General features: G+C 42.4%; 22 protein-coding genes, 1 pseudogene and 1 riboswitch. Of the genes and pseudogenes, 8 read left to right on the plus strand and 15 right to left on the minus strand.

The window, feature by feature from the left end:
• Positions 1-27: 27 nt before the first annotated feature.
• From IOC57_RS09495 to IOC57_RS09510, 4 genes are all read right to left on the minus strand, one after another.
• Positions 28-303 (minus strand): late competence development ComFB family protein, encoded by a 276-nt coding sequence (locus tag IOC57_RS09495; RefSeq protein WP_286184674.1) that lies wholly within the window; start codon positions 301-303, stop codon positions 28-30.
• Between the two features lie 44 nt (positions 304-347).
• On the minus strand, positions 348-1,103 hold the full coding sequence (gene motB / locus IOC57_RS09500; RefSeq protein ID WP_207438500.1) for a flagellar motor protein MotB: 756 nt from the start codon (positions 1,101-1,103) through the stop codon (positions 348-350).
• A complete protein-coding gene (motA, locus tag IOC57_RS09505) occupies positions 1,096-1,887 on the minus strand; it encodes a flagellar motor stator protein MotA (protein WP_207438501.1) in 792 nt (263 codons plus the stop codon). Before motA ends, motB begins: the two co-directional genes overlap by 8 nt.
• 344 nt (positions 1,888-2,231) lie before the next feature.
• On the minus strand, positions 2,232-3,329 hold the full coding sequence (locus IOC57_RS09510) for an AbrB family transcriptional regulator (RefSeq protein WP_207438502.1): 1,098 nt from the start codon (positions 3,327-3,329) through the stop codon (positions 2,232-2,234).
• A gap of 354 nt (positions 3,330-3,683) precedes the next feature.
• On the opposite strand from IOC57_RS09510, the gene mreBH reads away from it, so the two are divergent.
• From mreBH to IOC57_RS09535, 5 genes are all read left to right on the plus strand, one after another.
• Complete coding sequence (gene mreBH / locus IOC57_RS09515; RefSeq protein WP_063234694.1) at positions 3,684-4,691, plus strand: rod-share determining protein MreBH; 1,008 nt, start codon at positions 3,684-3,686, stop codon at positions 4,689-4,691.
• Between the two features lie 258 nt (positions 4,692-4,949).
• The gene (locus IOC57_RS09520; RefSeq protein WP_063234693.1) at positions 4,950-5,513 is read left to right on the plus strand and encodes a tyrosine-type recombinase/integrase; all 564 of its coding nucleotides are present in this window, start codon (positions 4,950-4,952) and stop codon (positions 5,511-5,513) included.
• A gap of 52 nt (positions 5,514-5,565) precedes the next feature.
• Entirely contained in the window at positions 5,566-6,063 is a 498-nt protein-coding gene (locus tag IOC57_RS09525) for a cation:proton antiporter regulatory subunit (RefSeq protein WP_207438503.1), read from the plus strand.
• Between the two features lie 6 nt (positions 6,064-6,069).
• Positions 6,070-7,296, plus strand: a complete 1,227-nt coding sequence (locus tag IOC57_RS09530; protein WP_207438504.1) for a cation:proton antiporter — start codon at positions 6,070-6,072, stop codon at positions 7,294-7,296.
• Positions 7,297-7,864: 568 nt separating this feature from the next.
• Positions 7,865-8,731: a YihY/virulence factor BrkB family protein gene (locus IOC57_RS09535; RefSeq protein WP_207438505.1), complete on the plus strand. Its 867-nt coding sequence runs from the start codon at positions 7,865-7,867 to the stop codon at positions 8,729-8,731.
• Positions 8,732-8,792: 61 nt separating this feature from the next.
• On the opposite strand, the gene IOC57_RS09540 is transcribed toward IOC57_RS09535, so the two are convergent.
• From IOC57_RS09540 to ribE, 5 genes and pseudogenes are all read right to left on the minus strand, one after another.
• Positions 8,793-9,959, minus strand: coding sequence for a DHH family phosphoesterase (locus tag IOC57_RS09540; protein ID WP_207438506.1), 1,167 nt, complete (start codon positions 9,957-9,959; stop codon positions 8,793-8,795).
• 174 nt (positions 9,960-10,133) lie between these two features.
• Positions 10,134-10,325, minus strand: coding sequence for a hypothetical protein (locus IOC57_RS09545; RefSeq protein WP_207438507.1), 192 nt, complete (start codon positions 10,323-10,325; stop codon positions 10,134-10,136).
• Between the two features lie 202 nt (positions 10,326-10,527).
• On the minus strand, positions 10,528-10,998 hold the full coding sequence (ribH, locus tag IOC57_RS09550) for a 6,7-dimethyl-8-ribityllumazine synthase (RefSeq protein ID WP_048685088.1): 471 nt from the start codon (positions 10,996-10,998) through the stop codon (positions 10,528-10,530).
• Between the two features lie 80 nt (positions 10,999-11,078).
• Positions 11,079-11,714 (minus strand): annotated as a pseudogene (gene ribB / locus IOC57_RS09555) (3,4-dihydroxy-2-butanone-4-phosphate synthase); the annotation flags it as partial.
• A gap of 18 nt (positions 11,715-11,732) precedes the next feature.
• Positions 11,733-12,371, minus strand: coding sequence for a riboflavin synthase (gene ribE / locus IOC57_RS09560; RefSeq protein ID WP_063236431.1), 639 nt, complete (start codon positions 12,369-12,371; stop codon positions 11,733-11,735).
• A 145-nt stretch (positions 12,372-12,516) separates the two neighbouring features.
• Positions 12,517-12,647: riboswitch (FMN riboswitch) on the minus strand.
• 201 nt (positions 12,648-12,848) lie between these two features.
• Here ribE and IOC57_RS25825 point away from each other — a divergent pair.
• Positions 12,849-13,253, plus strand: a complete 405-nt coding sequence (locus IOC57_RS25825; protein ID WP_286184678.1) for a tryptophan-rich sensory protein — start codon at positions 12,849-12,851, stop codon at positions 13,251-13,253.
• A 305-nt stretch (positions 13,254-13,558) separates the two neighbouring features.
• On the opposite strand, the gene megL is transcribed toward IOC57_RS25825, so the two are convergent.
• A complete protein-coding gene (gene megL / locus IOC57_RS09570) occupies positions 13,559-14,734 on the minus strand; it encodes a methionine gamma-lyase (RefSeq protein ID WP_207438509.1) in 1,176 nt (391 codons plus the stop codon).
• A gap of 111 nt (positions 14,735-14,845) precedes the next feature.
• On the opposite strand from megL, the gene IOC57_RS09575 reads away from it, so the two are divergent.
• On the plus strand, positions 14,846-15,172 hold the full coding sequence (locus tag IOC57_RS09575; protein ID WP_207438510.1) for a hypothetical protein: 327 nt from the start codon (positions 14,846-14,848) through the stop codon (positions 15,170-15,172).
• Between the two features lie 400 nt (positions 15,173-15,572).
• On the opposite strand, the gene IOC57_RS09580 is transcribed toward IOC57_RS09575, so the two are convergent.
• The 3 genes from IOC57_RS09580 to putP all read right to left on the minus strand — a co-directional run bounded on the left by IOC57_RS09580 (position 15,573) and on the right by putP (position 19,666).
• Positions 15,573-16,709 (minus strand): DEAD/DEAH box helicase, encoded by a 1,137-nt coding sequence (locus IOC57_RS09580; RefSeq protein WP_207438511.1) that lies wholly within the window; start codon positions 16,707-16,709, stop codon positions 15,573-15,575.
• 47 nt (positions 16,710-16,756) lie between these two features.
• Entirely contained in the window at positions 16,757-18,034 is a 1,278-nt protein-coding gene (locus IOC57_RS09585) for an ATP-binding protein (RefSeq protein ID WP_207438512.1), read from the minus strand.
• Between the two features lie 162 nt (positions 18,035-18,196).
• Positions 18,197-19,666, minus strand: coding sequence for a sodium/proline symporter PutP (putP, locus tag IOC57_RS09590; RefSeq protein WP_207438513.1), 1,470 nt, complete (start codon positions 19,664-19,666; stop codon positions 18,197-18,199).
• A gap of 156 nt (positions 19,667-19,822) precedes the next feature.
• Here putP and IOC57_RS09595 point away from each other — a divergent pair, with 156 nt between their 5' ends.
• Positions 19,823-21,862, plus strand: coding sequence for a molybdopterin oxidoreductase family protein (locus IOC57_RS09595; RefSeq protein WP_207438514.1), 2,040 nt, complete (start codon positions 19,823-19,825; stop codon positions 21,860-21,862).
• Between the two features lie 174 nt (positions 21,863-22,036).
• Here the strand turns inward: IOC57_RS09595 and IOC57_RS09600 are convergent, their stop codons facing one another.
• Positions 22,037-23,557, minus strand: a complete 1,521-nt coding sequence (locus tag IOC57_RS09600; RefSeq protein ID WP_286184679.1) for an aldehyde dehydrogenase family protein — start codon at positions 23,555-23,557, stop codon at positions 22,037-22,039.
• A 247-nt stretch (positions 23,558-23,804) separates the two neighbouring features.
• On the minus strand, positions 23,805-25,238 hold the full coding sequence (locus tag IOC57_RS09605; RefSeq protein WP_207438541.1) for an aldehyde dehydrogenase family protein: 1,434 nt from the start codon (positions 25,236-25,238) through the stop codon (positions 23,805-23,807).
• Positions 25,239-25,244: the final 6 nt, after the last annotated feature.

Consider the following 25,244-nt stretch of genomic DNA (forward strand, 5'->3'; position numbering starts at 1 on the left):
TATCAGAAAAAGATTAGGGCTGCCTTTTCAATGCTTAGGATACTGACCAACAACGTGTATCGCATTGATGATTCTTTTATTGATCCATTTCCTGTTTTCTTCTGTATTCAAATTTCCAAATATCCTTTTCCGCCCTTCTTCCGTTGTTACATAATAATTAGGCAGGTTATTCAATGCTAATGTGATGATGTCATTTTTACATTTCCTGCACGAACAAAATGTTTGGTAATCCATACCCGACATTAAAACCTGCACCCATGTCACAACGATTTCTTCCATCACATTTGTATATTCTCTTTCCATATATTCTCCTTTAAAAAGAAAAACCCGTCCATTCCTGGCAGGTTTCACTCGTTTATCGCTGTCCGTGGAACAATTAGGATTTCAACTCTCCGGTTTTTCGCTCTTCCTTTTTTCGTTTCATTAGAAGCAACCGGCTTGAATTCCCCATGTCCTTTAGCACTGAACATTTCGGGATCCAACTCTTTATTTTCGAGGAGAAGTTTCATAAAATTCACGGATCGCATCACGCTCAAATCCCAGTTGGATTCATACTGGTAATTTTTAATAGGAATATTATCAGTATGTCCGCTTACGATAATGTTTCTTGGTAGGTCCATGACCAGTAAATCTGAGATTTCCTTAGCGATTTTTCGGTTTTCACTTCTCACTTCGGCCACACCCGATTCGAACAGCACGTTTTCCCTTATTGAAATCAACATGCCTTCATCCGTAAGGTTCGTTCCCAATTTATTTGTTAAATCATTCTTTTGGATATAGGCATTTACACGCTCCTGAACTTCCATAAGTTCTTCTTGCTCGTTTTTCCCTAGCTTCTCAAGATCTTCTGCACCTGTTCTTTGTTCTGGTGACGTCGGCTCATTGCTGGGGGAATCACTTGGGAAATCCCTAAAACCCGTTCCGCTTATAAAAACCTGGTTAAATACATTGGACAACTGCTGGAACCTTACTGCATCAACCGAACTTGAAGCGAACAAGACGATAAAAAGCGCGAGAAGCAATGTTAAGATATCGGCATAGGGAACCAACCATGATTCATCGATATGCTCTTCATGCCTTTGTTTCTTTTTACGCCTAGCCATCTTCTCTCACATCGCCTTCTAACCACTTTTTACGATCTCGAGCAGGCAAATATGATGTTAATTTCTGTTCAATCGTTCTTGGCGCTTCCCCTTCGATTATCGATAAAATACCCTCTATCATCATTTCTTTGATTCGGATTTCCTGCCGCGATTTCCGTTTGAGCTTATTGGCAAATGGATGCCATAACACATAACCCGTGTAAATCCCCATCAAGGTTGCGACGAACGCGGCAGATATGGCATGTCCCAATGCCTCCGTGTCAGCCATATTACCCAATGCAGCAATCAGCCCGATTACCGCACCCAATACGCCAAGCGTCGGTGCGTATGTACCGGCTTGACTGAAAATCGCTGCTGCGCTTAAATGCCGTTCTTCCATCGCATCTATTTCCTCAGCTAAAATATCACGGATATAATCGGCACTTTGACCTTCGACTGCAAGATTCAAGCCATTTTTCAAAAAGGTATTATCCACTTGATCCGAAATGCTTTCCAATGCCAATAAGCCTTCTTTCCTGGCAATAACCGCCCATTCCGAAAAGGTTTTTATTAAATCTTCAGGCTTTGTCAATTTTTGTTCAAAGAATAAAATCTTGAATATTTTTGGTATTCTTTTTAATTCCGACAAAGGAAAAGCCGTTACGACAGCAGCTACCGTTCCTACAATAATGATCAAAATAGCCGCCGGGTTAATCAACGCCGTAACACTAACGCCTTTCAACACCATTCCGGCTAGGATGGCCACAATACCCAGAACTACGCCCAAAACTGATGTTATATCCATAATACTCACCCATTCATTTAAAGTCTCTTCTCCTCCTTATATCGGATGAAGTTCAAAAAAAGTGAGGATTATTTTACTATTGGATTTCAATTTTAATTATATTATCACAGAATCCACCAATTTTTTTGCCTACATGAGCTTAAACAGCACACGTCAATAATTCGGGCACGCTCTTCTTTCCAGAATGGAATTACAAACATGTTCCGTACGTAATTTTCTCATAACGTCTGGAATATGCGTTTTTACTTTTGAGTTTTGGCGGTTTACTCGTGAATTCCGCATAACACCTGACATTTGTTCTTTTCACTCTTCAGCTTTTCCGAAAAGAAAAAAAACAAAGCCTGTCAGCTTTGTCCCTGTTCTTGTTTTACTATTTTTCTTCCAATCATCCATTTTATGATGGGTGACAGAAAAAATAAAATGAATAAGATCCTGAATAAATGAAAGCTTGTGACAACGGATAAATCCACATGCACGGACATCGCTGTGACTGCCATTTCAGCGACGCCCCCTGGCGCCATGCTTAAAAATAATTCGTTCGCTTGTAAAGATAGAATCGGGGCAAACTGAATGGAAAGATAATAACAAAATCCAATCAATAGGACATTACTGACGAATACGGCCCCGAACATCTTTCTAAAAAGTCGGGGATTATCAACCTTCAGTGTGTAGCCTAAATGTGCGCCAATCAACAATTGTGATAAGTTCAACCAAAAGTCAGGAATCTGCGGGGCACCTGGGCCTACTAAATTGAATAGTGCTGCGGCCATGAGAGGTCCCAGCAAAAAAGGGAGCGGAAAATTCGCTTTCTTTGTGATGAAGATGAATACTAGCAAGGTTAACAACATCATGATGGCTAATTTCCCATCATATTCAAATAAGAAAAACGGCCGCTTCGATATGGCCATTACCGCACCTGATTCAACTGACATTACATGCGTTACAATCCAAGGAACAATGGATATCACCAGGATGACACGTAGTGTTTGCATGAAACCTACAACCGTTTCATCACTATCCTTCATCTCCTCACTTAAGACCACCATCTGGGAAAGGCCTCCAGGAAAACTGCCAAGCATGGATGTGCCTAAGGATAAGTTCATACGTTTCCCGACAAACCAGCCAGTCAGCACTGTAAATGAAATGATCGCGATCGTCGTAAAAAGCATAACAGGCAGAAATTCAGCCATCTCATTTAACGATTGTTTCGTGAATGAACTGCCCAATTGTAAACCTAGAATGACCAATCCAGTACTTCTAAAAGTTTTAGTCCATAACAGGTACTTCCTTAACTTCACTTTCGCGATCATCACGACGAATAATGGTCCAAGCATCCATGGCAGGTATATCCCAAGGCTATCAAATGCATAACCACCCAGGAAAGCTAGAAAAGATGTAAAAATGACTCTAAAACTCTTACTTTCGATTAAATTTGCACTCACAAAATTACCTTCTTTATCTAAGCTGATTTTCATCTATATCTTAACATAAAATAAGCTGATTCAAAGCTGCCATCCACACTTGTTTTCGACTTATGCGAGGGGCCAGTGGGAAATATATTAAAAACGGCACATATGAGGAAATAATATTTTCAGCATCCAGTTTACGCTTTACAATAAGCAGAATGTTAGTGACATTCGCCATTCCGGTGCACTTTTATATTTCATCATGTTTTCGCTCTATGAAAAGGAACAGCGCAACACTTCCACCATTTACTAGATTTCCCACCCCCACAAATTCGATATAAAAGGTAGAATGAGTATATAGGGGTCAAACTCTTATGGAGGGGTGACTAGATGTTATCAAATACAGAAATAGGCATTGACTTAGGAACTGCAAATACGCTAGTTTACAGTAAAAATAAAGGAATCGTATTTAATGAGCCATCTGTGGTGGCCATTGATATAGAGACTAATAAAGTATTGGCAGTCGGTGTGGATGCAAAAAACATGATTGGGAAAACACCTGGAAATATTGTGGCAATCCGTCCGCTTAAGGATGGTGTCATTGCGGATTTTGATGTGACCGCGCAAATGCTTCGGGAAATCATGAAAAAAGCAAGTAAGGCCCTAGGTTTATCGATACGCAAACCTAGTGTAGTGGTATGTACGCCATCAGGATCCACATCAGTGGAGAGAAGGGCCATTCAGGATGCAGTCAAAAGCTGCGGAGCGAAACAGGTCCACCTTATCGAGGAACCAGTAGCAGCGGCAATCGGTGCGGGCCTGCCTGTCGAAGAGCCCATTGCCAATGTGATCGTTGATATCGGCGGTGGAACGACTGAGGTCGCAATCATCTCTTATGGTGGCGTCGTTTCTTGCAATTCGATCAGAATTGGCGGAGATCAATTGGATGAAGATATCAGCCAATATGTTCGAAAAAAACATAATGTGCTGATTGGGGAAAGAACAGCCGAGGAAATAAAAAAAGAAATCGGCTACGCACTCGTTAAACATTCCGTGATAACCATGGAAGTCAGGGGCCGCGATCTTGTAACGGGTCTTCCAAAGCCGATTACAATATCGTCCACTGACGTCCAGGAAGCGATTCAGGAATCGCTGCTTCATATACTGGAAGCAATCAGGGCAACTTTAGAAGATTGTCCACCTGAATTGAGCGGGGATATCGTCGATCAAGGTGTCATCTTATCCGGCGGGGGGGCACTACTCAACGGGATACAAGAATGGCTGACGAATGAAATTGTCGTCCCAGTCCAACTTGCTGATAACCCGCTCGAATCAGTTGCCATCGGAACCGGGCTTTCACTTGAGGTCATTCACAAATTACAAAAAGCTGTGTACTAAAAAGATGAGGAAACCCCAACTTGGGGTTTCTTTTTTTATCATTCCAGGCTGATGTCCCCCATGATGTAAACAGCAATCCCACGTTAAATAACTTCCCTGAAATATTTTACCTCATTTAAGTAGAGAATAAGGAAAAGGTTTTTTTCGACAGCATGGGGATGTTTGGATAGGAATCAATCCCGCAGGACTAAATGCATGCAATGTAACATAAAATGTGTTATAATATAATTATGTTACATTGGTAAGAGGAGAAGATCTATGGAATATGTAGAAGCCTTTAAGGATATCAATCAAATCAGCAAAATAAAAACATACTTACGTGCTCACTCCAGTCGGGATTATTTATTGTTTGTACTCGGCATCAATACAGGTATGAAGATAAATGAAATGCTCGAAATCACCGTCGCCAGCGTTCTGGATGAAACGGGCAAAATCAAGGAGTTCTATGAGCAACGTACGGAAAATGACGAAGTCAACCAAATTTATTTGAACCTGAAGGTCCGTACCGCCTTACAAGAATACCTTAAAGGCTCGAAGGTTATTGAAGGTCAATTTTTATTTCTTTCCCCTAAGACAAAAAAGCCGATTACACGTCAACAGGCGCATCGAATCATCCATGATGCTGTGGAAGGTGCTGGGCTGACAGGCAAATTCGGAGCAAGTTCGATGCGTAAAACTTTTGGCTACCATGCCTATAAACAAGGAGTGTCACTGGCCTTGATACAGAAGCACTACCATCATTCCAGCCCATCGGAGACATTAAAATACATCGGCATATCAAAGGAGAAGAAATTCAAGACGAACATTGACGTTAACTTATAAACATTCTGCTATCTTCTATTAACTCTAACCAACATTTTAAGGAGGAATTCCAGTGAAAATTAGAGAAAGTGAACTTCCTGGTATTGGCCAAAAATTTGAAATCATAACGAGAAATGATGAAAAGTTAGTCATCGTCATTCACGATGACGGCCGTCGGGAATTATACCATTTTGATAATGAACATGAAGACGTCATATCGAGCATCACCCTTAACGATCAGGAAGCCCGGCAAATGGCTTCCATCATAGGCGGCATGGTTTATAAACCACAAGCACTTGAAACGATTGAAATGTCATTGGGTGACTTGGTGATTGAATGGTTCAAAGTCGAACCGGGTTCAAAGGCCATCAATCAAACGATCGGATCGATTGATATCAGGAGCAAATATAACGTGACCGTCATCGCCCATTCTAAAAAAGGAAAAAAACAACTGAATAATCCTGGTCCTGACTCCATCATCGAAACAGGCGATACCCTTGTGATATCAGGTGAAAGAAAAGATATACGTAACCTTATAAGAGAATTATTGACCGACGAAAGGAGTGACTAAGCTCATATGGACCATTTAGTCTTCGAAGTGGGAACTGCCCTACTTCTAGTGGCATTAGCCGCTCTCATTGCAGGTAAATTCAAAATATCAAATGTTCCAGTATTAATTATCATCGGGATGCTCGTTGGCCCCCATGCCCCGCACTTCGGATTAATTGACCTGCGTTTCATTGAAAGTGATGAAATCATAGCATTCCTCGGTCGTGTCGGTATTTTATTCCTTCTGTTTTACCTAGGGCTTGAATTTTCCGTCAAAAAGCTCATGAAGTCCGGGAAAAATATCGTGACAGGCGGTACCTATTACATCTTAATCAACGTGGGAATGGCCTTGCTCTACGGTTTCCTGCTCGGTCTTCCATTAAAAGAGGTTCTGATATTAACCGGGATCATCAGTTTTTCTTCAAGTGCCATTGTGGCAAAGGTACTTGTGGACCTTAAAAGGACCGGTAACAATGAAACGGAGCTAATCCTTGGCATCATCATGTTCGAAGATATCTTCCTCGCTGTTTATTTATCAGTCGTATCCGGATTGGTATTAAGTTCTTCTGGTTCCGTTTGGGGAACATTACTTTCTACATTTATCGCTATTGGTTATATGCTGGTATTTTTTGTTATCGCCCGCAAAGCATCTGGGGTCCTAAACAAATTATTCAATATAACCTCAGATGAAATTTTTATCATCGTTGTGTTTGCATTACTATTCTTCATTGCCGGTTTCTCGGAAACGATTCATGTTGCGGAAGCAATCGGTGCATTACTGCTCGGCCTAGTCTTTTCTGAGACGGAACATAGCGACAGGATTGAAAAACTTGTCATTCCCTTCAGAGACTTCTTCGGGGCCATATTTTTCTTCAGCTTTGGCTTGAGTATCGATCCGACGACCCTTGGAGGAGCTGTCTGGATGGTTCTTGGAGCCGTCATCATTACCATAATCGGTAACTTTGCTGCTGGTATGATTGCAGGACGCAAATCCGGTTTATCTCACAGAGCTTCCGCAAACATCGGTTTAACGATCGTTTCACGCGGCGAATTCTCCATTATTTTAGCCAACTTAGGCATTGCTGGCGGTTTAATGTCTATACTAACCCCGTTTGCAGCACTTTATGTTTTGACCTTAGCGATTCTTGGGCCGATCCTTACAAAAGAATCCAAACACATCTATAATATCCTAAATAAAGTCTTCAAATGGACCCCTCCGAAGGTTCAAAAAGAACAAGGAAAAGAAGTGCAATAGTGAAGAAAAGGCCAGACATTGCTGTCTGGCCTTTTTTCTGTTTACCATTTATGAATTCCTTCCATGATTTCCCGAATAGTATGATACTTGTTATAAAGGGGGCATAATATCATACCTAGCAGTAGTGTTTGGCCGTGTTATTCATAGGCTTGAAGTATCAGCTTCACCTATTTACAATTAATCGTGAAACTTTTATGATCTTAGGATACTTGCTGTACGAATCCCTACTCCCGGTTTTTCTAGGCATGATACTCGCCATAATCGAATTCTACAAAACTTTTCAGGAAAAGGGCAATGGTAAGTAAGTGAAAGGGCTAAGGTTGGTCATCCTTAGTGAAGCAGTTAAAACTGATTTTCCCTTTTCCAAATTTGTTTTTGGTTATTTGGGACAAATGGATCAACCATGTTACATTCGATCGCTGGAGTAGTTGCAGGTTATGTCATTGTCTCAAGCTTCTACAAACGCGCGGATTAATGCTTTCAATTTCTTTTCTTTTTAGGATTAACTTACATGAACAGAGGGAAAAGAAACAAATAACCTAAGTAACTATTCAGGAGTGATGGCCAGATGAATAAGTCGATAAAATTTTCAAAGAAGCTGATTAAGGAAATAAAGGAGGATCGTGTGACGGGGCTGGCAGCAGAACAAGCCTATTACTATTTACTGGCACTATTCCCTTTGCTCATTTTACTGCTGTCCATATTGCCTTATCTGAACATCGATATTCAGACAGCTCTTGACACGATAAAAACCTTCATGCCTGCGGAAACGATGGAAGTCATCGAAAAGAATATCATCAACATATTATCTGAGAGGAACGGCGGCTTACTGACTTTTGGTTTCCTTGGCACCATATGGTCCGCTTCAAACGGAATGAATGCATTCATCCATTCCATGAATATCGCCTATGATGTTGAAGAAACTAGGAATTTCATTAAAGCACGCTTCATTTCCATTTTATTGACATTAGGCCTGGTCGTAGCATTCATCGTCATGTTGGGCCTCCCCGTTTTCGGAAAAGTCATCATCGATTTATTACAGCAAGTCATTCCGATCCCTGAAGAAACGCAAATATTATTCAGCTTATTACGGTGGGTTATCGCGGTTGTGGTCATCTCACTTGTCCTGGCCTTTTTATACCGCTTTGCACCGAATAAAAGTTTTCCCGTTAAACATGTCATCCCTGGGGCAGTGACCGCAACTGCACTTTGGTTAGGAATATCACTTGGATTCTCATTCTATATCAGTAACTTTGCCAATTATTCCTCCACTTACGGCAGTTTGGGAGGCGTCATCATCTTGATGCTATGGCTATATTTAAGTGGTTTGATCTTTGTGATCGGCGGAGAAATCAATGCGATACTCCATCGTCAAAATTCCATTCCAAAAAAACCATCGCGCACGATCGTTCATCCAGTCCCACTTAAAAGGTGAATCATGAATTACAATGGAAGATTGAAAAGCGGCTGTCCCATTCGGACAGCCGCTTTCCTATTCATCCCTTATTGACAAACTCTTCATATCTTTCATCATGGGCCAGCCATGCAGCGTATTTCCGCTTCATGTATTTTTCCGCTTCCGCGAATGTATCGAATGTTTTTTTCTGTTGTTTTCCGTTGATTTCAACAATCCATTCCTCTTCTTCATCCTCATAGATGAATATGTCCTGTTTGTCTCTCGTTGAATAAAGGCAACCCTCCGGGGATTCTTTTACATTCAATTGATTCTTATGTGCGTCTCGTTTAAGTGGCTCGCCATAGAAGGTCTTTTCGACATATTGGCTATATGCCTTTTCGGACATGGTACATCCGGCGGCTTTTTGGTGACCGCCCCCATCGTACTTGCCAGCAACCTCAGAAACATCAATATCATCGTGGATTGTCCGGAAGCTGATTCTTTTACTTCCTACCATCAGGATGGCTATATAATCCAGATGTGAGAACTCTTTCGACAATTCATTACCCAATTCTGAATGGTATGACTCTGCATGGACCACACCGGCTGTATGAGGACCGACCGTAGCCTGATAGACTTCCCTTTTTTTTCTGTTTATGTACCGATCTACCCGGCTCTCTTCAACATTCAGAAGGGTTTGCTCCACTTCGTCAAAAGTAAAACTTTCAGCCGTTGACAGCTTTTTTGCGATTTTCATTTCGAATTCCTCTATCGGAATCATGAAAAACAGGTCATTCAATCGTTTTGCCGTTGTATTTTTATTGACTTCCCATTCCCAAGTATCGTATTGACGGACCAATTCAACGAATTCAGCGACAATGATTGAAGGTTCCAGCAATTTATTTTCAACTGCATACTGATAGAATAATGATGTCGCTGCCGTCTGTTTTCCATCTTCCTGTTCGACAGTTACAGTTGCCCAATCATGTTCGTTCAAATGCAGGGCTGACTTATGATGATCGATCAGCAGCGCCTTGCCTCCATCCCCTACAAACTGAGTAATCATTTTTTCGTTATCTTCATCAACCGATAGATCAGTAACGATCAATGTATCTTCAATCTTAGCCTGCTCAAGAAATGCTCCTACATTCTGATTAAGGCGACCAATTGAATTATAACTAACCACTACTTCTTCTCCGAACGCCAGCTTAGCTACAATGCCGCAGCCGACTCCATCTAAATCATTATGTGTAAAGAGATGGTACACACAAACCCCTCCTAATAACTAATAAATTTACTTTTCCCTAAAGACATGAATTTCAATTGCAATCTTTACAATTGTAGCATAATCATATCCGCATATTTTATCATGCTTCCATTACGTGATGCTTTTGTCCAATTTTTTTCGAAAATCGCCTAATGATTCTTTATTTCCTATAATTTATACCACTTCCGCTTCTAATTTTGATTGGAATGGCATCCATAAACGTCCGTTGTTACAATTGGAAAAGAGCCGGAAGGCAGAAATCAAACAGTCGTCCATGCTTGATGGGATCACCCGATCCAATAAAGGATGGAAAATGCCGAAGAAGTGCACAGCAACAAATGAAGTTACCAATGTAGCTTTCATCATAGAAGAGAATGCCGCCCAGAGAATGCCGCTTCCCTTGAAAAGGTTGCGGCGAGTGTCGAGGATCAGCATTCCCTAATCGATCAAATGGCTAGGAACTTTACGAACTTTGATGAATTGCTTAATGGTTTAAGGAAGCTGACATGATCCGGACATCAAAAAAAAGCCGAAGGGCTGTTAATCCCTGCGGCTTCCTTATGTGAAATCACTGTTCTATCAATTTTCCAAGATTGGCCATTTCAATGGCACTAACAGCAGCTTCATAGCCTTTGTTACCTGATTTTGTTCCTGCACGTTCAATGGCCTGTTCAATATTCTCAGTTGTCAGCAAACCGAAGATAACCGGTACGCCTGTTTCCAATGAAACAGAAGCCATGCCTTTAGCTGCTTCATTGCAAACATAATCATAATGTGAAGTGGCACCCCTGATTACCGTTCCAAGACCGATTACCGCATCATATTTACCTGTATTCACAAGTTTCTTAGCAATTAACGGAAGTTCAAAAGCACCCGGGACCCACGCGATGTCAACATCATTCTCATCAACGCCATGACGCTTAAGACCATCCAACGCCCCTCCTAAAAGCTTGCTTGTGATAAACTCATTAAATCTTCCTACCACGATTCCTACTTTCAATCCTGATCCGATTAATTGTGCTTCAATAGTTTTCCCCATGTCCAATTCCTCCTAATTTTCAAAAACAATGTTATTTTTTTATGTTAAGATTTAGTTCTCAAAATCCTTCAAGCTTTCGTGATGTTCAGTTCAAGTTCCTGTTTCCCAATTGTATCATTTTGTTGAAGATACCGAATCAAATCGGCTATCGTAATGAATTTCAGGTTAAATTTATCAGCGATGACTTCTAAATCGGATACGCGGGCCATCGATCCATCCTCATTCATGATTTCACAAATGACACCAGCTGGAGCGGCACCGCATAACTTCGCCAAATCCACCGATGCCTCCGTATGTCCTGCTCTTCTTAATACGCCGCCTTCTTTAGCGACTATCGGAAAAGTGTGACCAGGCCTTTGGAAATCTTCAGCGACCGAATCTTCTTTAAGAAGCTCAAGGATGGTCAAGGACCTTTCAAAAGCACTGATTCCTGTAGAGGTGCTTTTATGATCGACACTTACCGTAAATGCGGTGCCATGATGATCTGTATTTTCTCCTACCATAGGATGCAGTTTCAATTTCGCTGCCAGTTCTTCAGTGATGGTTGTACAAATCAAACCACGTCCATGAGTCGCCATGAAATTAATTGCTTCAGGTGTCGCTTTTTCGGCCAACACGACGAAATCCCCTTCATTTTCACGGTCTTCATCATCGGATACGATTACTACCTTGCCAGCCTTCAAATCTTCTATTGCTTCTTCTATTGTATGGAACATCATTACACCGCCCTTTTATTAGAATCCATGCTCTGCCAAAAACTCTAAATTCAGTCCTGGTTTTGGATTGCCATTTTTCATTTGATGTATTATATATTTCCCTATCATGTCGTTTTCGATGTTAACGATATCGCCAGCAGTTTTTTGTCCCAATATGGTGTCCTGATGAGTCAATGGAATCAATGATACAGTCAAAAGGTTCCTTTCGATCCCAAATATCGTCAAGCTCGTTCCATCAATGGCCACTGAACCTTTTGGTATGCAAAAGGTACTAAGCCCTTCTTCCAATTGGATTACATAATATACGGCATTTTCTTTCCGTTCTTTCTTTATGATTGTTCCGGTTCCATCGATATGACCTGAAACAAAATGACCGCCAAACCTTCCCTGTGCACTCATGGCTCGTTCGAGATTAACAGGTGATCCCAATTTTAACGTCCTGATCGAGGAAGCTTTGACCGTTTCCGGCATCACGTCGACCGTAAACAAACTTTTCGTGAAGGACGTTACCGTTAAGCAGACCCCGTTGACTGAAATACTATCCCCCAGATGCACATCTTCAAGGATTTTTTCAGAACGAATCGATAATTCCATACTGCTTTTTCCTTTTTTCAAGGAATGCACGGTACCGATATCCTCAATGATTCCCGTAAACATGTTTTTCCCCCTTTTATAAAATATAAAAACCCCTTAGGATGACCTAAGGGGTTAGCAGGAGAAATGAGTGAAAAAAATTGTATACCTAAAAAGCCTAATATTTTCATTTTCGAAAAATTAGGCGTACGTATACACTTGGGTTCCACACGTCCTTCTCCCATCCAGACTATACTGTCGGCTTTGGAATCTCACCAAATCCTGCCTTTAACAGGCTCGCGGGCTTAGAATTTCTTCATCACCGCCGGTTGGGATTTACACCCGACCCCGAAGGACTAAAATAATATGAATCTTTGAATATTTTATCACCATAAAGTGAAGATGTAAAATTTCTAACCTTAAATGGTTCAATTGTTACAGGAACTTTCTCTCTTTATGGAAAAATCCCCCCAAGTACCCCCGATGTGCTCCTAAAAGGTTAACCAGGCTAAATATGTTGAATAAGGTTGGCAGGATCACAATTCATCCAAGGAGAAGCCCATGATTATTTCCATCATTAACTTAATTATCTATCTGTTCGTCGTCACGATGAATTTTTTAGCCAATTCCCTTCCATTGAACGGCCAAACATCAGGAGAGATTTCCGATCCTGCCGGTTATGTATTTTCCATATGGGGCTTGATCTATTTTCTGCTCGCCATCTGGGTATTCAGGCAGTTTTTAAGTAAACATCAAAACAGCCCTGCTTATAAGGCAACCTCCCCTTGGTTCGCTTTAAGCTATGTCCTAAATGGTGCTTGGCTTTTGGCTTGGCACCATGAGCACCTTTTGTTATCCGTATTCATTATCATTGCTCTGCTGGCTACTTTAATGGTTATTTATACAAGCATAAAAAAGGTGAGGAACCCTACTTTCGACCTATTTCCATTTATACAGGCTGGGTAAGTGTTACAACCATCATTTCTTATTACCTCACCTATATCAAATGGGACGATTTTTGGCTTTCCAATATAACCTGGACGACCTTCCTGCTGATTGCAGCAACAATCCTGGCCTTTGTCTTTGCAGGTAAAAACCGGGATTGGTGCTATCCTCTCGTATTCGTTTGGGCGTTCAAGCATCGGGTGACAAAATAGCGCCGCCTATCCGGTAATCACAGACATTTCTTATATCCTCGCAGCCATCACTCTAATCGTATCCATCACCATATTCATGAAAATTCAGAAGGAACAGAATTAGGATTATGGCCGTTAAAATGCCTGCTGAAGATCTTGCCAGACGTCCTGCCAAGCTTCAAGGCCCACTGAGAGGCGGACCAGTTGGTCACTGATGCCCATTTGTTCACGCAAATCATCAGGAATGGCAGAATGCGTCATGGTAGCGGGATGCTGGATCAATGTTTCGGCATCCCCCAGACTGACAGCAATTTTGATAAGTTTCAATTTATTGAGGAATTCCTGTGCATCCTGTTTTGTGCCATGCAATTCGAAAGAGATAAGGCCGCCGGCATGTTTCATCTGTTTTTGCATTATATAATGATCCGATGAAGCATCATCACCTGGATAATATACCTTTTTCACCTTTGGATGTTTCTTAAGTTCATGAAAGATTGCCATTGCATTGTCCGAATGACGATCCATCCTGACAGGCAAGGTCTTTAACCCCCGCAATAGTAACCAAGCATCGAATGGTGAAATGATTCCACCGATATCTTTCTGTGTAGTCCCAGCTACATGATTCATGAATTCCTTTTTACCGACGACAAGACCCGCAACGACATCTCCATGCCCGCCAAGATATTTCGTAGCGCTATGAAGGACAATATCACAGCCATATTCAAGCGGCCTCTGTAGGTAGGGCGTCGAAAACGTATTATCGACTACGACCGTCACATTATATTCCTTCGCAACTCTCACCACCATCTGTAAGTCAATCAATTTCATCGTCGGGTTGATCGGGGTTTCTACATATATGCAGGTCGTTTCCGGCCGGATCATATTCCTTATCTGTTCTTCTGTAGCCATTTCACAAAAATCATGAGTGATGCGGTATTTATTTTTCATTAGCTGCAGAAGGCCAAATGTACAACCATATAACCCCTGTGAGCACAGGATGTGGTCATCTGTTTTTGTTAACGCAAAAAGCACTGCTGAAACGGCAGCCATGCCTGAACCGAAAGCAAGGCCAGCTTCCCCTCCTTCCAAAGCGGCAATCTTTTCTTCAAGCACTTGTACCGTTGGATTTCCAAGGCGGGAATAAATATATCCATCTTCCAAACCGGCAAAACGCCTTTCCCCTTGCTCGGCATTTTCGAAAGTGAATGTCGAGGTTTGGAATAAGGGTGTTGCCAAGCTTCCTAAATGTTTCTTCGAGTCATATCCTTCATGGATGACTGCAGTTTCAAACTGTTTATACTTACCTGTCATACCGTCTCCTCCTAGCCTATGTCTATTGCTATCATATGTCAAAAAACCACATAAAGGAAGCGTTTTCATACGTGATTATCCCTCATTAATGAACTCCTGAATTTAGTAAATGTGAGTGAATTCACAATCAAATATTTAGGTGACGATTTTGGAAGTGCAAAGGATGAACAAATCCATTGTTGTTTTTCCATTTTAACGACTGCGTTAATGGGGTCATCATTCGCAATAGGGGAAAATTGGTTTAGCGTATACTTCCCCGATGTTACTTGCAGCGTTCGTTTCATCATGGCCATTGTCGTTAAATTCATCAAGCGTCCACATCCAAAAAAGGTTATGGATTGGATGAAATTGAATATCATCGGTTTTTTCCAGATAGCTGGTGTCGGGGGTTTTGCTCGGCTTTATCGGCGTGTTTATCATAATGGGCGCACATCTTGATTTGAAGACCGGTCCCCTCCTTGGTTTGATGACAGCCAGTTCCTGCTCCATTGCGACCCTATTGATGAAAAATTGGGGAGATACTTTCGACACTTGAGCCATGTCAGCCTATCAAATGCTATGCGGGGGTATTGACCTGCATTGGATCATTTCTTTTTGAACCTCCCTTTTTCGGTGTCTGGATACCTCTTGCTGGATGAGCCCGTTCAATGGTACGTTGCAGTTTGCGGAATCACTCATTTTCAACGGCATCTTTTTGGTTAACTGGGAATCGCCCCTATTCTGACAGTGGAAAAGGCATGTAGTGTGAAGTCTGCAAAATGAGCAACTTTTTAATTTTTAATCTTAGCTGCCCTTTATAAAAAAAGGGACAGCCGCCATGGCCATCCCTTTTTCGAAATCATTCATCGACTACGATGTTTCCACCATAGAAGGTTACTCTCGTTACTGGAATCTCCAGTTCACGAGCCATTTTTTTCAACTCTCGTTCTTCTCTTTCCGTCACGATTGAAATGACCGTGCCATCTGCACCTGCACGCCCGGTTCTCCCAGATCTATGGATATATTGTTCAATATTGTCAGCCAAATCAATATGAACGACTGCTGTAAGACCTTTAATATCAAGCCCCCTTGCCGCTACATCCGTTGCTATCAGCATCGGGGATTTTCCGGAACGAAGCTTGCGCAGCGCTTTCTCCCTGTCGACTTTATTGGATTCACCGTGAAGCACGCCCATTTCAATACCTTTATAACTCAACTTTTCATGTAAGACGCTCAGTTCTGCTATATCATTCAGGAAGGCAAGGGCCTTCACATCTTTAAGTCTTGTGATTTTCTCGAGAATCTTGGACTTTTCCCGTCTCTCGACAACAAAGTAAAGATGGTCCACCTTTGATTCCATTTTTTCATGCTTATCGACCTTGATCATTTCGGGTTCATTCATGAACCCCCGGGCCGCTTTTTCCGTTTCCTCTGGCAGGGTCGCTGAAAAAACCATGATTTGCCGGTCTTTTAGCGTAGTCTTTATAATATTATTGATCGTTCCCATATGCTCCGGAGTGATCAATTGGTCACCTTCATCAAGTACTATCGTCTTAACTTCATGCATCTTCAATTTCTTTTGGGCAATCAATTCATAAATCCGTCCCGGTGTTCCAGCAATAACCTGTGGATGCTTCTTCAATTTGTCCAGCTGCCTTTTCACATTAGCACCGCCGATGAACGCTGCACCCGTTATGCCGCTTCCCTCTGACCAAATGCGAATTTCTTCATTGATTTGCATGACCAGTTCTCGTGATGATGCCAGAATCAAAGCTTGGGGCGATTTTTTTTCAGGATCTATCTTTTCCAGCAATGGCAGTAAATATGCTAATGTTTTTCCTGTACCTGTCGGTGATTCGGCCATGATATCTTTTCCCTCGGCAATCACGGGAATCGCTTTCGTTTGAATCGGAGTAAGTTGTCCGAAACCGGACTTTTTCCAGACCTCTTGTATATATCGTTTTCTATCGTTCACTAATGCAGGTAATTCGCTCATATCGTTCTCCTTTAATATAAAACTTTTCCTATCTTTCATAGTACCATTTATTCTTGTCCAGTAGCCAACGGAATACGAATTGTAACCGTCGTCCCTTTGTTTATCTCACTTTCAAAATGCATTTCCCCCTGAAGGCGATGAACGATCTTCCGGCAAATTGCAAGCCCGATCCCTGTGCCCTTTTCCTTCGTTGAATAAAAAGGTTCACCAATCCGTTCAAGGCGTTCGGGCACCATGCCCATGCCATTATCACTCACGTTGACCACAGCATGCCCATCAATGATTTGCAGCGATATATCAATCTTCCCATTATCCTCAATCGCTTCAATGCTGTTCTTGACAATATTGATTATCAACTGTTTCAGTTCAATTGAATCTGCCATAATATAAATCGGTTCGGCGGTTTTAACCCTGAACCCCATTTCGATATTATTCAAATTGGTTTCTGCTTTCATCAACGTGAATACCTGTTGTAAACTGTCGGCAAGATCGATCCTGCAAAATGCGACATCCTGTTTCTTCCCGAGAACCAAAAGTTCACTTGAGATGATATTAATTCGGTCAATTTCCTTCAACATGATATCAGAATGCAGCGGGTTAACTTCCTGGGTCATATCCATTAACTGCACAAATCCTTTTAACGATGTCAGTGGATTCCTTATCTCATGTGCGACGGCGGCAGCCAGGTGTCCAATCACAGATAGCTTTTCAGACATGATCATCAATTCCTCTTCACGCCGCAATTCAGTAATATCCCTAACGATTGCATATACCCCAAGCATTTCCGCTTGAACGATGATCGGTAAAAAGGTTACACGGATTATCCTTTTTTCATCACTGCTATTCTGGATGGTCGTTTCGAATTTTACAGCCTCCCCTTGAAGGGACTGCTTAAAGTATAAAGATACTTTATCACTTTCATTCCAGTTGATGAGATGATTCGCATTCTTGCCTTTCAAATTTTCACTATTATGACCTAACAGTTTTTCAGCTTCCGGGTTTATCGAAACGACATTTCCTTCGAGATTCAGCTCTAGGACACAATCCGGATTATGTTTGAACAACGACTGATACTGTTCATCCTTCAGAATGAATTCCTGCTGGGACCTCAACATTTTCCCCGTCCAATACCTGATTATGAAGTATAGGAAAAGTCCGGTTATGAAAATGAACATCCACCCTTTGGAATGCTGAAACATAGCATATATCTGAACATCTGCCCTTGCCTGTGTCATAGAGATGCAATCCGTAACGAAAATCCATAAGACGCCAATGATTATATATATAATAGCCACTTTACATGCAATTTTATGAGATTGGTTCATGTTTTATCCTTTGTATTGTTTTTGGTTTATTATTCCCAAATCACTCAAAAAAAGCCCTCATGTTTTCAACATAAGGACTCTATGGATATTGTACCATATATATTGCATCCATTGTTTTATATCGCTAAAAATCTAGCAGCATTTTAACTTGGCCTTCAATGATCAAGAGAGGTTTTTAATGGCTTGATTGAATTCTTCTTCTATATCTTTTGTAGGTTTGGCCGATAATAAACTGAAAACGACCACCGCTATTGAACCAGAGATGAAACCAGGAATGATTTCGTATACTTCAGCGAACTTATCGATCATATCCCAGACGATCACGGTTGCCGTACCGACAATCATTCCCGCCAGGGCTCCCCATTTCGTCATCCTTTTCCAGTACAGGCTTAACAGAATGACAGGACCGAATGCCGCTCCAAAACCAGCCCATGCATAACCCACCAACTTAAGGATTGTACCGCTTGGATTAAAAGCCAATAGTAGGGCAATGGCAGATATCGCCAATACACCAAACCGACCTAACAGCACTAATTCCTTATCAGATGCATTCGGCCGAATGAACTGCTTATAGAAGTCATCGGTGAGAGCACTTGCCGATACTAGCAGCTGTGATGCAATCGTACTCATGACCGCTGCTAAAATCGCAGCCAACAAGAAGCCTGTAATTAAAGAAGGAAATAGTTCCTTTGCTAAAATGATGAAGACGGACTCTGCATTTTTTTCCCCTAAAGGGCTGTTTGTCAGGTTAAAATAGGCTATCCCCACCAATCCGGTGAACATCGCCCCGACGATAGCAAAAATCATCCAGCCCATACCGATTCTCCGTGCACTTTTCAATTCTTTAACAGATGAAACCGCCATGAATCGAACAATTATATGTGGCTGCCCGAAATAACCAAGTCCCCATGCCAGAAGAGATATGATGCCAATGGTCGATGTTCCTTCAAAAGCATGCAATAGGTTCGGGTTAATCGATTTTATTTCATCGAAGGCAGGATCCCAGCCACCAATATTTACAATCGTGACAACTGGTACTAGAATTAAGGCAATGAACATAATTGTACCTTGTACGAAGTCCGTCCAGCTAACAGCCAGGAATCCGCCAAATAATGTATAAAGAATAACAACACTCGCCGTCAGCCAGATGCCCCAACGGTAATCCAAATTGAAAGCCGAGCGGAAAAGCTCACCGCCTGCTACCATGCCCGAAGAGGTGTAAAAGGTGAAGAAAATTAAAATGACCGATGCTGATACCACTTTTAAGACACGGGAGCCATCTTTAAACCGATTTCCCAAGAAGTCGGGAATCGTAATCGAATTGCCGGCCACTTCCGTATATGTCCGAAGTCGCGGCGCCACGAATAACCAGTTTAAATATGATCCTGCACACAGGCCGATGACAATCCAGCCAGCACTTAATCCGCTTATGTACATTGCACCGGGAAGACCCATCAACAGCCAGCCGCTCATATCGGAAGCACCTGCACTCAATGCAGTTACAGCCGGTCCCAAGTTCCGGCCGCCAAGCATGTAATCGGTTAAGTTGGCCGTTCTCCGATAGGCCAAATAACCAATTAACAGCATGCCTGCCATGTATATTCCAATTGAAATTATAATTCCATAATCCAAAAATGAATCCTCCTATTTATAGGTTAATTTTCATCTTGTAAGCTTATCAGAAAAAAAAACATATGTTAAGAAGTTCTTGCACCTTTCAACGATTTCACTTTCAATATAATTAAGAAAATTCATTTTATTAGATTAAATTATTTGGAGGAATACGCCATGCAATCCTATATCAATCAGCCAGATGGAGTCTTTCCCTCTGTTTGCTCTCTTGACTGCCCTGATCAATGCGGTTTACTGCTGCACAAAAAAGATGGGAAAATCATTAAAGTTCAAGGAGACCCTGATCATCCGGTCACCAAAGGGAATATTTGCAACAAAGTCCGAAACATGACTGCCCGTCTATATGACCCCAAGCGCTTAAAGCAGCCATTAAAGCGCATTGGTCCGAAAGGAGAAGGGAATTTTGCTCCAATCAGCTGGGAAGAGGCCATTGACACAATCACTTCCAAATGGAAAGACCTGATCGAATTGCACGGACCGGAAAGCATACTTCCCTACAGCTTTTACGGAAACATGGGCAACCTCAGCGCTGAGGGGATGGATCGCCGTTTTTTCCACAAACTCGGGGCAAGCATGCTCGAGCGTTCCATTTGTAATGCGGCCGGCTCGGTTGGATACAGCTATACAATGGGCGGTTCATTCGGCACCGACCCAGAAGAAACGATTCATACAAAGCTTTTCATCATGTGGGGCATTAACGCTGTGAGCACAAACATGCACCAAGTTACGATTGCCCAGCAAGCCCGAAAAAACGGGGCCAAAGTAGTTGTCATTGACGTACATAAAAATCAAACCGGCAAGTGGGCTGATTGGTTCATACCCATTCTGCCTGGCACCGATAGTGCGCTCGCCCTCGGATTAATGCATATACTATATGCCGAGAATCTAGTCGACCAGCCCTTTCTCGATGAATACACAGTGGGTGCAGCTGAATTGCGCGAACACGTCCGCCAATATGATCCTGCGACAGTCTCCGCGATCACCGGCGTTCCGATTGATGACTTATATGAATTAGCCAGGATGTACGGCACAACAAGTCCATCATTCGTTCGGATAGGCAACGGCCTGCAGCACCATGACAATGGCGGCATGGCGGTACGTACCATTGCTTGCCTGCCCGCACTTACCGGCCAATGGATGGTGGAAGGCGGCGGAGCCATCAAAGGGAATTCAGGATATCTGGCTTTTAATACAAATGCCTTAAGACGTCCTGACTTATTGCATAATAAAGCTACCCGGACCATTAATATGAACCAAATCGGTCAAGCTCTTCTGGAAAAGGAAAATCCAATTCGCTCCATGTTTGTATACGGCTCCAACCCAGCACTTGTCGCTCCGAATGCAAATAAAGTGCAGGAAGGTCTAATGCGGGAAGATCTATTCACAGTTGTACATGATCTATTCTTAACCGAAACGGCCACGTTTGCAGACCTCGTCCTTCCTGCCACATCATCTTATGAAACGGAGGATTTTTATAATTCATACTGGCATAATTACGTCCAAATACAAAAACCTGTAGTCGAAAAATATGGCGAGTCGAAATCGAATGTTGAATTGTTCAAACTGTTAGCTGTTGGAATGGGATTTGGGGAACAAGCATTTAGAGATTCGGAGGAAGATATGATACGGCAGGCACTAAATTTTCCCGAAAATCCGCATTTAGAAGGCATCACCTATGACATCCTTTCAAGGAATCAATTTGTCAAAGCCAAGATGCAGCCGATGTTTCCAGGAAAACTCCCGACACCAAGCGGTAAAATCGAATTTTATTCCGAACGGATGAAGCAGGATGGATACGAGCCTTTGCCAACGTATGCGCCAATCATAAAAGACAGCCACCTGCCATTTTTATTCATTCCGGCACCTAATCACAATTTCTTGAATTCAACCTTTTCAAATAATGCCAAGCATATCTCATTGGAAAAGGAACCGAAACTGCACATGAATGCCGCTGATGCCAAAACAATGGGGATAGTCCCAGGAGATATGGTTAAAATCTGGAACGGCCGCGGTGAATGTTTGCTTACCGCTGCTCCCGGTGAAAATGTGTTACCCGGCGTTCTTGTCAGCCAAGGCCTGTGGCAGAATACACCTGAAACTAAACAACACATCAATTCCCTTACCCCAGATCGACTCTCAGATATGGGTAATGGAGCCGTCTTCTTTTCAGGACGGGTTGATCTTGAAAAAGCCTAAAAAGTCTAAGTCAATGTTTAGCAATCTTTTAATATATCTGTGATTCTGGAATTACATCTGCTTTTTTCGAATTATATCTCCGCTACCGGCATTGCACCTGCAAATTTAGGAATACATCTCCAATTTTCGCGAAAAAAGGCTGTTCCACAAGGAACAGCCTTTTTATCAAGCTATTTACTCTTCATCAAACCAACCTGTGGGCTGGATATCCAAGTTGTTATTGATTTGCTTCACTTCCGTATATGCTTCGTAGCCGAAGGTTCCCAGTTCGCGTCCATTTCCACTTTGCTTGAACCCTCCCCAAGGAGCTTCGTTATAAGTCGGATGATAGGAGTTTATCCACGTGATGCCGGCACGCACTTTTTTAATGACACGGTACGCTTTTGCGATATCATTCGTGAACACCGCTCCCGCTAAACCATATTTCGTATCATTGGCAAGTCGAAGAGCTTCCGCTTCATCCTTGAACTTTTGAACGACAAGCACCGGTCCAAAAATTTCTTCCTGCACAATCCGCATGTCCGGTGTCGTATCAACAAAAATAGTAGGTTCGACAAAGTAACCTTTATCCAAACCTGCTTCTTTCATTCGATTTCCGCCGACGATTATTTTGGCACCTTCTTCTTTTCCGATTTGGATATACGATAATATTTTGTTCATATGTGCTTCCGAAACGATAGGTCCCATCTGGCTGCTTTCATCAGAACCTGAACCTACTTTGATCTTTTTCGCCTTAGCAGTGAGACTTGCAATGAACTGATCGTAAATGGACTCTTCCAACAATAAACGTGAGCCTGCTGAACACACTTGTCCTTGATTACAGAAAATCCCGTATAGGGCATAATCAACGGCAGTCTCAAAATCAGAGTCTGCAAATACGATATTAGGCGATTTCCCGCCCAGCTCCAATGTAACTTTCTTTAGGTTACCCAGTGAAGCCTCCATGATCTTACGTCCAGTTGCCGTTCCTCCTGTAAAGGCCACTTTATCGATTTCCTCATGTTCGGCAATGGCTTGTCCGACTACTGGCCCCGCACCCAACACAAGGTTTGCGACACCTTTTGGCAATCCCACTTCATCCATGATTTCAAATAGTTTGACCGCTGTCACCGGAGTAATCTCAGATGGTTTGAACACAACGGAATTTCCTGCAGCAAGCGCTGGAGCCAGTTTCCAGGCTGACATCATTAGAGGGAAATTCCAAGGAACGATCTGCCCGCATACACCGATCGGTTCCCTTACGACCATCGCTTGCTGACCGTCAGGAACTTCAAAAGTCTGACCTGTCGGTTTTGTAGCCAATCCTGCATAATATCTAAAACAGGCTGCTGAATCCGCTATATCGTAACGTGCCTCACGCAATGGTTTCCCATTATCCAATGTTTCCAACGCGGCTAGTTCTTCTGCTTTTTCTTCTATTTTGTCGGCTATTTTGAATAAGATGCGCGCTCTTTCCACTGCAGGAGTTCCCCACCAACCGCCTTCATAGAAAGCATATTTTGCTGCCTCGACCGCTGCATCCACATCTTCCTGTGTTCCTTCCGCAGCTTGGGCAATAACCTTCCCTGTGGCCGGATTCAATACATCCCTCTTCTCTCCTGAAGTCGAATTCACCCATTCCCCATTGATGAACATCTTTAAGTCCAGTGCTCCCGTCCCTTCTTTTTTCATATTATTTTGCAAAGTTTCCTGCATGTAAATTCCTCCTCGATTTTAAGTTATCTACCTATATATTATATGAGCAAGATTCATGCCAGTTTGAAATATTAGGTAACTCCCGTTTTTTTTGCCCGTTCCTGTCCCCTTTAAATTCAACCGTGAATTACCTATTCATTTTTGCATAGCATATGGGCAATCCTTCATCTAAGTCCTCTTCAAGATTCATAGAAAAATAAATCCGCAACTTAAAAAAAGAGATGAGCAGCTGCTCATCTCTTTTTTATTAATTTCGGTTAATGATGACCAGTTTCATTTCCGTCATTTCTTCAATGGCATATTTTAGGCCTTCGCGGCCCGTTCCGCTTTTTTTGACTCCGCCATATGGCATGTTGTCGACACGGTAAGTTGGGATATCATTAATGATAACACCGCCAACTTCCAATTTTTCTGCGGCAGAAAGAGCCAGATTGATATTTTCTGTGTAAATCCCGGCCTGCAAACCAAATTCGGAATCATTGACCAAATCAATCGCTTCCTCAACGGACGAAACCTTATTGATCAAAACAATGGGAGCGAAGACTTCCTGACAAGATACTTTAAGCATTGCATCCACTTCCAGCAACACAGTGGGATGCAGGATATTCCCTTCAGATTTACCTCCAGCAGCAACAATTGCACCGTGTTGTTTAGCTTCACCGATCCAATCCAGGCTTCGCTGTACATCACCAGCGCTGATCAATGCCGAAATATCCACCGACGGATCCAAAGAATCTCCTAGTTTCAAGCCGTTCGTTGCTTCTATGAATTTTTTGACAAACTCATCATATACCTCTTCATGAACATATGCGCGCTGTAAGGAAATACAGACCTGCCCTTGAAAAGCGAATGCTGCCGATACACAGCGTTGGATGATTTTATCGATATCGATCCCTCTATCAACGATGACAGCCGCATTCGAACCCAGTTCAAGACTCACTTTCTTCAACCCAGCCTTATTACGGATCCCGATTCCGACAGCCGGACTTCCAGTAAATGAAATGCTCTTCACCCGTGAATCGGTGACTAATTTATCACCAATTACCGAACCGCTTCCGGTAACTAAATTAAACGCACCTGTCGGCAAATCCGTTTCGGCTAATAGTTCAGCAAGAAATAGCGAAGATAGTGGTGTTTGGCTAGCAGGTTTCAAGACAAGCGTATTTCCCGCAGCAATGGCAGGGCCTACTTTATGTGCAACCAGATTCATCGGAAAATTAAATGGCGTAATCGCACCCACAACGCCTAGAGGCTCACGGACTGTGTATCCTACCCTTCCTTCTCCGTCAGCCGTAGCATCCATCGTCAATGTTTCTCCATGAATTCTTTTTGCTTCCTCAGCGGCAAATTTATATGTGGCAATCGTCCGGGATACTTCAACCATTGCCGTTTTAATCGGTTTCGCTGCCTCTTTAGCAATAATTTCGGCTGCCTCATCTTTACGGCTTTCCAATAGTCCCGCTAGCTTTTCAAGGATGGCAGCCCGTTTATGACTAGGTAAAGCTGCCATTGTTTTTCTAGCTTGATAGGCTGATTCTATTGCCAACTCGACATCTTCAAGGCTTGCTGAAGGAATTTCCGCCAGAACTTCCCCGCTATAGGGAGACTTTAGTGTCGTGAACTTTTCAACTTCTTGCCATTTACCATTAATGAATAATTTCTTTTTCAGCGTTTCCGTCATGACCAT

Origin of the sequence: Bacillus sp. SD075 (assembly GCF_017355165.1) — a bacterium.
Classification (GTDB): Bacteria; Bacillota; Bacilli; order Bacillales; family DSM-1321; genus Peribacillus.